Source organism: Pseudarthrobacter sp. rb, from assembly GCF_056389225.1.
Map to the genome: position 1 here is coordinate 85,775 of NZ_JBWJAR010000018.1, position 10,066 is coordinate 95,840.

Sequence of the window (10,066 nt, forward strand, 5' to 3'; positions counted from 1 at the left end):
CCCGGAAGGATCGACAATTGACACCACCGCTGCGGAAGAAGGAGCGACGCCATGCTTGACCTGATCCCTTCGCTCGGCCCCTGGGTGCCCCGGCTCGCAGCCCGGGAGTTCGCCGTGGCCACCATCGTGGCGGCCTCCGGGTCTGTGCCGCGGCCCGTGGGAACGTCCATGCTGGTCGCCGGTTCCGGTGACGTGCTGGGCAGCCTCTCCGGCGGCTGCGTCGAAGGCGCCGTGGTGGCGCTCGCCCGGGAGGCAATGGACGACGCCGTCCCGCGCCACGGGACCTTTGGCTTCAGTTCCGCAGATGCCTTCGCGGCCGGACTCACCTGCGGGGGCGAACTGGTCATCCAGATCCAGCCCGTGCCCGCCGCTGTGCCTGGCGAAACCCGGCACCCGCTTCGGGCCGTCCTGTTGCAGCTCGCCGGCCTCGGCCCGGCCCACCCCGTGGCGCTGGTACGGCTGCTCGGTACTCCAGGAGGTGCCGCCGTCGTCCTTTCCGATCCAGGCGCATTCCGCCTGGCTGCTTCTTCGGAGCTGGCAGCGCTGCTGCACGGGGAACCGGCACTGCAGGTGGAATCCCTGGTGCGCAGCGGCGGTGCCGGGCTGGTCCGGCCCCCGGAACCGGGCGAATGCGCTCCGGCCAAGTCCGGCGACGCGCAACCTGCCGCGGAGCCGGCCATCCTGGTGGAGTCCCGGCTGGCCCCGCCGCGGATGCTGGTATTCGGCGCCAACGACTTCGGTGCCGCACTGGTTCCCGCCGCCAAGCTGCTGGGCTATCACGTGACCCTCGTTGATGCCCGCCCGGTCTTCGCATCCCAGCCCCGGTTCGCGGCCGCCGACCAGGTGGTCACTGACTGGCCGCACCGCTACCTGGCAGCGGAAGCCGCGGCGGGCCGGACGGACAGCCGCACCGTCGCCGCCGTCCTCACCCACGACCCCAAGTTCGATATCCCCCTGCTGGAAACAGCGTTGGCCCTGGACCTTGCCTACGTGGGCGCCATGGGGTCCCGGCGGAGCCACCTTCAACGGGTTGACCAGCTCCTCAACGCGGGCGTCGCGCCGGAGCGGATCGCCCAGCTGCATTCGCCCATCGGCCTTGACCTCGGTGCGGTCACGCCGGCCGAGGTGGCGGTATCCGTCACCGCGGAACTGATCGCAGCCCGCACCCGCGCCGCCAGCTGCCTGCCGCTGCGGGAAACCTCCGGCACCATCCACCACCACCCGGCTGCCCCGGCGCCCACAGACCTTAATGCACAGGAGATCGCATGGACATGAACACCATCGAGGCCGTGGTCCGCACCACCGACCCCGCACAATGGCGCGACGGTGACGCCTGGCTTGCCGGCGGCACGGTCCTTTTCTCCTACGGCAGCTACGCGTTTGGCCCGCAGCCGCTCAAGCGGCTGCTGGACCTGGGCGAGGCCGGCTGGACGCCCATCACCGTCACCGGCGAGGGGATTGAGCTGGCAGCCACCTGCACCATCGCGCAGCTGTACGGCCTGCCCGGTGCGCCGGAGGTGGCCGGACTCAAGTGGCCGGGGCTGGACCTGGTCCGCGCATGCTGCGATTCCTTCGTGGCGTCCTTCAAGGTCTGGAACATGTCCACGGTGGGCGGCAACCTCTGCACCTCGCTGCCCGCCGGTCCCATCATTTCGCTGTGCGCCGGGCTGGACGGCGTGGCCACCATCCTCGCTCCCGGCGGTTCCAGCCGTACCGTCCCCGTGGCGGAGTTCGTCACCGGGGATGCGAAAAACTGCCTGGCACCCGGCGAGCTGCTCCGCAGCGTTCACCTGCCGGCGTCGGCCCTTTCCGCCCGCGTAGCCTTCCGGCGCCTCTCCCTGAGCAACCTGGGCCGGTCCGGGGTGCTGCTCATCGGACGGCTCGACGGCGACGCCTCCCTAACCCTGACGGTCACCGCCGCCACCAAGCGGCCGGTGCAACTGCGCTTCGACACGCTCCCGGACGCAGAGAGGCTGGCCGCCGCGCTGGATGACCACATTCCTGCCGGGCTCTACCACGATGACATCCACGGCCTGCCTGCATGGCGCCGGGACATGACCTCCCGGCTGACCGAGGAAATCCGGGCCGAGCTGGCGGCGCCGGCCGGTGCCCACGATGTTCCTGTCTCCGGCGACTTCTGGCCGCCCCGGTCCGGCGACATTCCGGCCGGGACCACCACACTGCCGAAAGGGGCCTGAGCATGGCCATCGAGATCAACGGAACCCCCGCCGGCACGGACCCGCGCCCAGGGCAATGCCTGCGGACGTTCCTGCGCGAGCAGGGCAGCACGGGTGTGAAGAAGGGATGCGACGGCGGAGACTGCGGTGCCTGCACCGTGCACGTGGACGGGACGCCAGTCCACAGCTGCATCTATCCGGCAGTACGCGCGGAGGGCCACGCGGTCACCACCATCGAGGGGCTGGCCGCCTCTGGTGGTCCCGAGGGGGAGCTGCACCCGGTGCAGCAGCAGTTCATGGAACGCCAGGGCTTCCAGTGCGGCTTCTGCACGGCGGGCATGGTGATGACGGCCGCCACGTTCGACGACGACCAACGGGAGAACCTGCCCCGCAACCTGAAGGGCAACCTCTGCCGCTGCACCGGCTACCGCGCCATCGCCGATGCGGTCTGCGGCAACCCGGGCCACCCCGATCCCCAGGGGCCGGGGTCCGGCATCGCGGGGGAGGGACAGCCTGACCCGGAGCCGGGCCGTTTGGGCGACGACGTTCCGGCACCTGCCAGCAGGGCAGTGGTCACCGGCGCCGCCCGTTACACCCTGGATCTCCCGGGTGACCAGCAGCGGGCACTGCTGCACCTTAAAATCCTGCGCTCGCCGCACGCGCACGCCCGGGTGGTGTCCATTGATACCGATGCTGCCCTGAAGATTCCGGGGGTGGTGGCGGTCTTCACCCATGAGGACGCGCCGGAGCAGCTGTTCTCCACGGCCCAGCACGAGCTCTTCACCGACGACCCGGATGATACGCGGGTGCTCGATGACGTGGTGCGCTTCATTGGCCAGCGGGTGGCCGCCGTCGTCGCCGAGTCGGTCTCGGCGGCAGAAGCCGGAGTGCGGGCGCTCCAGGTGGAATACCAGCAACTGCCCGCCGTCTTCTCGCCGCAGGAGGCCCTGCGTCCCGGCGCGCCGCTGGTCCACGGGGACAAGGATGCCGCCCGCTCCCGCATCTCGCGGCCGGACGGCAACGTAGTGGCGGAACTGCACTCGGAGCTGGGGAGCGTGGCTGACGGCTTCGCCGCCGCCGACTTTATCCACGAACAGACCTACCAAACCCAGCGGGTGCAGCACGTGGCGCTGGAAACGCACGCTGCCATCGCTTCGGTGGACGCCGAAGGGCGGCTGCAGGTCCGCACCTCCAGCCAGGTCCCCTTCCTGGTCCGCCGGACCCTGTGCCGGGTATTCGGTTTGCCGGAAGACAAAGTGCATGTGGTGGCCGGCCGTGTCGGCGGTGGATTTGGCGGCAAGCAGGAAGTCCTTACCGAGGACCTCGTGGCGCTCGCGGCCCTGAAGCTGCAGCGGCCGGTCCAGCTGGAACTGACCCGCACCGAGCAGTTCACCGCCACCACTACCCGGCACCCGTTCACCATCAAGCTGAAGGCGGGTGCCGGCAGGGAAGGGCGGCTGACCGCGCTCGAGCTGGACGTCGTGACCAACACCGGCGCCTACGGCAACCACGGGCCCGGCGTCATGTTCCACGGCTGCGGCGAATCCCTGGCCGTATACAACTGCGCCAACAAGAAAGTGGACGCGCATTCGGTCTACACCAACACCGTGCCGTCCGGTGCGTTCCGCGGGTACGGGCTGAGCCAGATGATCTTCGCCGTCGAGTCCGCCATGGACGAGCTGGCCGCCGGGATCGGCATGGACCCGCTGGAGTTCCGCCGGCGCAACATGGTCCGCGAGGGCGACCACATGCTGTCCACCCAGCCGGATCCGGAGGAGGACGTCCACTACGGCAGCTACGGCCTGGACCAGTGCCTGGACCTGGTCCGGGATGCCCTGGACCGCGGCAAGGCCCGGTACCGGGATGCAGGCCTGGACGATCTTGGCCCCGACTGGATGGTGGGTGAAGGCGCCGCCCTGTCCATGATCGATACCGTCCCGCCGCGCGGCCACTTTGCCCACTCCCACGTCCGGCTCCTGCCGGACGGGACGTACCAGGCCGACGTCGGGACCGCCGAGTTCGGCAACGGCACCACCACCGTGCACGCCCAGCTGGCAGCCACTGCGCTCTCCACCGAGGCATCCAGGGTGGTGGTGCGGCAGTCCGACACCGACCTGGTGGAGCACGATACCGGTGCGTTCGGCTCCGCCGGTACCGTGGTGGCCGGCAAGGCGACCCTGGCAGCCGCGGAAGAGCTGGCTGTCCGGATCCGCGCCTTTGCTGCCGGGATCCGGCAGACCCAGGCATCCGCCTGCGTTCTCGACGGTGACGTCGTGGTGGTCGACGGAACCCCCGTGGCACTGGCTGAACTCGCGCAGGCTGCCGCGGATGCCGGCGTCGAACTTGCCGCCGAGGGGCGCTGGGGCGGTACGCCGCGCTCCGTCGCGTTCAACGTGCACGGCTTCCGGGTGGCCGTGAACCGGGGCACCGGCGAGCTGAAGATCCTGCAAAGCGTGCAGGCAGCGGACGCCGGCGTGGTGGTCAACCCGCGGCAGTGCCGCGGCCAGATCGAGGGCGGAATCGCCCAGGCCCTGGGTGCCACGCTGTATGAGGAAGTGGTGGTGGACGACGCCGGAAAGGTCACCACGGACATCCTGCGGCAGTACCACGTCCCTACGTTCGCGGACGTGCCGCGCAGCGAGGTGTACTTCGCGGACACGAGCGACAGGATGGGGCCGCTGGGGGCGAAATCCATGAGCGAAAGCCCGTTCAATCCCGTGGCTCCGGCGCTTTCCAACGCCATCCGGAACGCGACGGGAGTGCGGTTCGCGTCCCTGCCCATTGCCCGTGACCGGATCTACCTGGGGCTGAAGGAAGCGGGGCTGGTGCCCGGGCTGGAGCAGGTTCCTGCATAGACCACGCCGGGGGCCACGTACGGCTCCCGGGGTGGGGCCCGGGCGGGGCGGATCTGACCCCGGGTTGCATCGTTGCATATAGTCGGGGGATGGAACAGCGGATTTTAGGCAAGACCGGACGGAATGTGTCCATTGTGGGGCTCGGCACGTGGCAGCTCGGCGCGGACTGGGGCAACGTGGACCCGGCGCAGGCACAGGCGATCCTCGCGGCTTCCGTGGAAGCGGGAGTCACCTTCTTTGACACCGCGGACGTCTACGGTGACGGACGCAGTGAGCAGGCCATCGGGAAGTTCCTGGCGGACAACCCCGGCCTCGGGGTCACCGTGGCCACCAAGATGGGCCGGCGGATGGAACAGCGGCCGGAAAACTACAGCCTGGCCAACTTCCGCCAGTGGGTGGACCGCTCCAGGAAGAACCTGGGAACGGACACGCTGGACCTGGTTCAGCTGCACTGCCCGCCCACGCCCGTTTACAGCAACAACGAGGTTTATGACGCGCTGGACACCCTGGTGTCCGAGGGCGCCATCCGCAACTACGGCGTGTCCGTGGAACGGACGGACGAAGCCCTGGAAGCGATCCGCCACGAGGGAACCGCTTCCGTCCAGATCATCCTGAACGCCTTCCGGCTCAAGCCCCTGGACGAAGTCCTGCCGGCCGCCAAAGCCGCAGGCGTAGGCATCATTGCCCGCGTTCCATTGGCATCGGGCCTGCTGTCCGGCAAGTACTCCAAGGACACCACGTTCGCGGAGAACGACCACCGGAACTACAACCGCAAGGGCGACGCCTTCGACGTCGGGGAAACCTTCTCCGGCGTGGACTACGAGCTGGGCCTGAAAGCGGTGAAGGAGTTCGAGCAGCTGGTGCCGGAGGGCGCCACCACCGCCCAGGCCGCCCTCGCCTGGATCGCGGCGCAGGACGGTGTCAGCACTGTGATTCCGGGCGCCCGCAACGTGGAACAGGCCCGTGCCAACGCCGCCGCGGCTGCCGTCAGCATCGGCAAAGAATTCGACGACGGCGTCCGCTGGATCTACGACCACTACTTCCGCGAGGCCATCCACCCGCGCTGGTAGGAGAGCCCAAAGGGCAACACGAGTCTGCGGCATGGAGGTGTGGCGGTGACCAAACGGTCTGATTACAGGGCGGTGCTGGCATCCCTCCCCGCCGGGCAATGGCTGGCCTATCTCGATGCTGAGTCAGGACTGCCCGGTCCCCGCGGCAACATTGAGCTGGCAGAGGCTTTTGCCGATGTGGCGGACCCCGGTTTGATAGAGGTCTGTGTGGAGAGTCCGGACGAATACCGGGCCATGTGCGGTGCCGTGGGCCTTGGCCGATTGCTTGTTGAGGGCCGGCAGGGGCCGGCGGAGACATTACGGGGCCTTGCTGCGGACAATCGCTGGCGGGTCCGCGAAGGTGTTGCCATGGCACTGCAGAGGCTCGGTGATGCGGACATGCCGGCATTGTGGACCCTGGCTGTGGAGTGGCTCGGCGATGGTCCCCTGGTGCAGCGGGCCGTGGCTGCCGGAATCTGTGAACCCCGCCTGCTGCGCACCCCCGAGGATGCAGGAAGGGCAGTGGACGTCCTGGACAAGATCACCGCCGCCATTGCAGGAACCGATCCCGCCTTGCGGCGAACTGAGGAATTCCGCGTGCTGCGCCAGGGGCTCGGATACTGCTGGAGCGTGGCCGTCGCGGCCGCTCCGGACAAGGGATTCGGGTACCTGGAGAAATGGGCCGTGAGCCAAGACAAGGACGTTCGCTGGATCCTGCGCGAGAACCTTAAGAAGGCGCGCCTTGCGAGAGCTGACCAGGCTGCGTGCGAACGCCTGGCCGCACGCCTGGAAGAACCGGGCGCATGAGTGCTCCTGCCATCACGGCATTCGTTGAGCGGCTTGCGCGCGTTGATACGGGGGCTGCGGCCAACAATTTCTTCAACCACGCCGTTCCGGAGAATGCGCTCCGCCGCCGTAACCTGGAGATCTACCTGCAGGAGATGCTGGACCGCCGGCCCAAAGTACTGCTGGTGGGCGAGGCGCCGGGCTTCAGGGGCATGCGTATCACCGGAGTGCCCTTCACCAACAGGGTCATCCTCGGAGGCCCCGCCAACAGCTTCGGGCTTTTCGGTCCCGGCAAGGGTTACGTGCTGCCGCCCGAAGCCGCGGGGGTTGCCGCGGAGCCCACCGCTACCGTGCTCTGGCAAGTCCTGGAAGAAGTGGATTTCCTTCCGCTGCTGTGGAGTGCCTTTCCCTGGCACACGCATCAGCCAGGCAAGCCCTTGTCCAACCGCACGCCCAGGCCCTCCGAGACCAAGCTCGGCACGCCTTTTTGGCAGGAGCTTTCGGAACTGTTCGGCATCAATACCATCGTGGCGGTGGGCAATGTGGCCCAGCACAGCCTGCAACGCAGCGGCCTGGACGTACCGAAGATCCGGCACCCCGCCCACGGCGGCAGGTCCGGCTTCAAACAGGGGCTGGAGCAGTTGCTGGAGCACGGGATGCCGGCCTGAGCTGAATTCCCCTTATGGATCCTGATTGTCGTACCCCCTTGTCATGATGGGTTTATGGGGAAATCGGCGGTGGTGAAGGCTTTCGGGGATATCCGTGCTGCCCTTGCTGTGTTGAATGCTGAGGTTGATGCCGTGGTGGATGGGGCCGGTGCGGTGCCTTTTTCTGCGGCTGACCCTCTTGCTGGTTTGGCGGAGGGTTGCCTGGAGATTTTGGCCGGGTCCCGTGAGGTGGAGGCCCGGATCGCAGGTTTGAAGGCGAAGGCCGCCGTTAGGTATGCGGAGAGCGCCGCGGCTGTTGCGGGCCCGGATGTTCCGGTGCAGGCGCAGGAGATGGCGGCCGCGGCGGAAATCGGGTGTGTGCTGGCCCTGGGTCCGCGGGCGGCGGGTTCGTTCCTGGCCACCTCGCACGCTGTCACGGCGACGTTGCCGCGGACGTTGGGGGCTTTGCAGGCCGGGGCGATCTCCTGGCAGCACGCGGTGGTGATGGCGGATGAGACAGCGTGTCTGGACGCTGTTGGGGCTGCGGCGTTGGAAGCCCATTTCCTGGACCCGGACGCACCGGACCCGGCGCGGGGGTGCCCGGTGGGGCAGCTTCCGGCGCACCGGTTCAAAGCCAAGGCCCGCACTTGGCGGGAACGCCACCAGGCCGGGTCCATCGAACAACGCCACGCCAAAGGGGTGGCGGACCGGCGGGTGGAGTTCCGGCCGGACCAGGATGGGATGGCCTGGCTGTCCGCGTACCTGCCCGCGGACCAGGCCCAGGCCGGGTGGAACCGGCTCACGGCGGCCGCACGGGCCCTGCAGGGACCGGATGAATGCCGCACCATGACCCAGCTCCGGGCCGACACCTTCGCCAACGCGATCCTCACCAACGGCACACCGAACCACAGCGACACCCGCGGCAGTGACAGCACCAGCGGCAGCTTCACCGAGGGTACGGGTGCGAGCGGCAGCTCCAGCGACGGTGCGGGTGCCGCCCGGGACCGGGTGCAGGCGCCGATCCGGGCGCAGGTGCTGGTCACCGTCCCGGTGTTCTCCCTGATGGGCCTGAGCGACGAGGCGGCGATGCTGGACGGGTACGGCCCCATCCCCCCGTCAATGGCCCGGGCACTCGTCGCCTCCGGTGCGGGGTCGTTCTACCGGGTGCTGGTGGACCCGCGGGACGGGGCACCGCTGGAAATCGGCCGGACAAGCTACCGGGTCACCGGGGCCATGCGGGCGTGGCTGCGGATGCGGGACGGGAAGTGCCCGTTCCCGGGGTGCAGCAACAATTCCCTGGACAACGACGCCGACCACATCCTCGCCTGGCACAAGGGTGGCACCACCGGAATCAGCAACCTGGGACAGCCCTGCCCGAAACACCACAAACTCCGCCACACCACCGCATGGAAACCCACCCCCGCCACCAAGAACGAACCACCCGGCTGGACCTCACCCACCGGCCGCCACTACCAAAGCGAACACCAGGACTGGGAACCACCACGCTGGCCGGACCGAAAGTGGCTGGCCGGAAAGTGGCCGGGCAGCATTGACCTCGTTCGGCATGGCACCTCTCCTTGGGAGGATGCCCTCGACCGGTTCCTGCGCACTCACGCCTGACCAGCTTCGGTGCTACTGGAGAAGGCCGAGCTGGTCCGGCGTATCCACGTCCTCTCCGGTGGACTGATCGCTGCAATCCACCTCGTCCACAAGGTCCGGGTGGCTGCGCAGGAAGCCGCGGGCCCCGGCGTCACCCGTCACCGTTGCGCAAACAGCTTCGCGGAGGGAGGTGTCGATGAGCAGGGGGTGCCCGCGGCGGAGTGCCGCCTGACCGCCGTCGTTGGAATCACGACGGCGGTACGCGGCCGCGGTGACCCGCCCGGGGCGGTGGGAGGACAACAGGCGGTGCACGGATTCCGGCGTCAGGCCCGGCTGGTCCACCAACGCGATCAGGAGGTGGTCTGCCGGGTCCGCGGCCTGGTTGCCGAGCAGGAAGGAACTGCCCATTCCTGACGCCCACTCGGGGTTGGTCAGCACGCGGCAGCCGTCCAGCCTGGCGGCAGCCTCAACCTGGGCCGCCCCTGCACCGAGGACCACCACCACCTCGCGGCAGCCGCCGTCGAGGAGTGTTCCGGCGATAGCCTCCACCAACGGCCGTCCCCGGTGCGGAAGCAAGGCCTTTGGGCCCAGCCCCAGGCGGGTGCCCGCCCCTGCAGCGAGCACCACCCCGGTGGTCCTCATCCCCGCTGAACCGGTCCCGTCACTGTCACCCATAGCTGCACCCTATGGGAGCAATGCTCAGGCGTCGCCTCCCGCCCCACCGGTGGTGCCGGCATTGACATCCAGCAGCTTGTAGCGGTCCATTGCGTACGACGGCGCGCCCTCCTCCACGTCGCCCCTCGCCGCGAGCATCTGCAGGACTTTCACCACGATGGAGTGGGTGTCGTTCTTGAAGAAGCGGCGGGCTGCTGCGCGGGTGTCGGAGAAGCCGAAGCCGTCGGCGCCGAGGGTGGCGTATTCGTTGGGGACGAATTGCCGGATCTGGTCCGGGA

9 protein-coding genes are annotated in these 10,066 nt (G+C 68.7%); 7 read left to right on the forward strand and 2 right to left on the reverse strand.

What is annotated here, in order from left to right; all coding sequences use genetic code 11:
• Window positions 1-51 precede the first annotated feature (51 nt).
• The 7 genes from ACWRN3_RS19180 (at window position 52) to ACWRN3_RS19210 (ending at window position 9,134) form a co-directional block, all read left to right on the forward strand.
• Entirely contained in the window at window positions 52-1,275 is a 1,224-nt protein-coding gene (locus tag ACWRN3_RS19180) for an XdhC family protein (RefSeq protein WP_476741632.1), read from the forward strand.
• Window positions 1,266-2,198: an FAD binding domain-containing protein gene (locus ACWRN3_RS19185; RefSeq protein ID WP_476741633.1), complete on the forward strand. Its 933-nt coding sequence runs from the start codon at window positions 1,266-1,268 to the stop codon at window positions 2,196-2,198. The genes ACWRN3_RS19180 and ACWRN3_RS19185 overlap by 10 nt, the downstream gene beginning before the upstream one ends.
• A gap of 2 nt (window positions 2,199-2,200) precedes the next feature.
• On the forward strand, window positions 2,201-5,032 hold the full coding sequence (locus ACWRN3_RS19190) for a molybdopterin-dependent oxidoreductase (RefSeq protein WP_476741634.1): 2,832 nt from the start codon (window positions 2,201-2,203) through the stop codon (window positions 5,030-5,032).
• Between the two features lie 89 nt (window positions 5,033-5,121).
• Window positions 5,122-6,102 (forward strand): aldo/keto reductase, encoded by a 981-nt coding sequence (locus ACWRN3_RS19195; RefSeq protein WP_476741635.1) that lies wholly within the window; start codon window positions 5,122-5,124, stop codon window positions 6,100-6,102.
• Between the two features lie 45 nt (window positions 6,103-6,147).
• Window positions 6,148-6,888, forward strand: a complete 741-nt coding sequence (locus ACWRN3_RS19200; RefSeq protein WP_476741636.1) for a HEAT repeat domain-containing protein — start codon at window positions 6,148-6,150, stop codon at window positions 6,886-6,888.
• Entirely contained in the window at window positions 6,885-7,535 is a 651-nt protein-coding gene (locus ACWRN3_RS19205) for a uracil-DNA glycosylase (RefSeq protein WP_476741637.1), read from the forward strand. Before ACWRN3_RS19200 ends, ACWRN3_RS19205 begins: the two co-directional genes overlap by 4 nt.
• 54 nt (window positions 7,536-7,589) lie before the next feature.
• Window positions 7,590-9,134, forward strand: a complete 1,545-nt coding sequence (locus ACWRN3_RS19210) for an HNH endonuclease signature motif containing protein (protein WP_476741638.1) — start codon at window positions 7,590-7,592, stop codon at window positions 9,132-9,134.
• 12 nt (window positions 9,135-9,146) lie between these two features.
• Here ACWRN3_RS19210 and nboR read toward each other — a convergent pair whose 3' ends face one another.
• Window positions 9,147-9,788, reverse strand: coding sequence for a nicotine blue oxidoreductase (gene nboR, locus ACWRN3_RS19215; RefSeq protein WP_476741639.1), 642 nt, complete (start codon window positions 9,786-9,788; stop codon window positions 9,147-9,149).
• Between the two features lie 24 nt (window positions 9,789-9,812).
• A partial coding sequence (locus ACWRN3_RS19220) for a hypothetical protein (RefSeq protein WP_476741640.1) occupies window positions 9,813-10,066 on the reverse strand: 254 nt, incomplete at its 5' end.

What these genes read in the sequence shown, in the direction of transcription:
- ACWRN3_RS19210 (WP_476741638.1), top strand. Translation starts at nt 7,590, where the DNA reads ATGGGGAAATCGGCGGTGGTGAAGGCTTTCGGGGATATCCGTGCTGCC.
- ACWRN3_RS19190 (WP_476741634.1), top strand. Translation starts at nt 2,201, where the DNA reads ATGGCCATCGAGATCAACGGAACCCCCGCCGGCACGGACCCGCGCCCA.
- ACWRN3_RS19205 (WP_476741637.1), top strand. Translation starts at nt 6,885, where the DNA reads ATGAGTGCTCCTGCCATCACGGCATTCGTTGAGCGGCTTGCGCGCGTT.
- ACWRN3_RS19185 (WP_476741633.1), top strand. Translation starts at nt 1,266, where the DNA reads ATGGACATGAACACCATCGAGGCCGTGGTCCGCACCACCGACCCCGCA.
- nboR (WP_476741639.1), bottom strand. Translation starts at nt 9,788, where the DNA reads ATGGGTGACAGTGACGGGACCGGTTCAGCGGGGATGAGGACCACCGGG.
- ACWRN3_RS19195 (WP_476741635.1), top strand. Translation starts at nt 5,122, where the DNA reads ATGGAACAGCGGATTTTAGGCAAGACCGGACGGAATGTGTCCATTGTG.
- ACWRN3_RS19180 (WP_476741632.1), top strand. Translation starts at nt 52, where the DNA reads ATGCTTGACCTGATCCCTTCGCTCGGCCCCTGGGTGCCCCGGCTCGCA.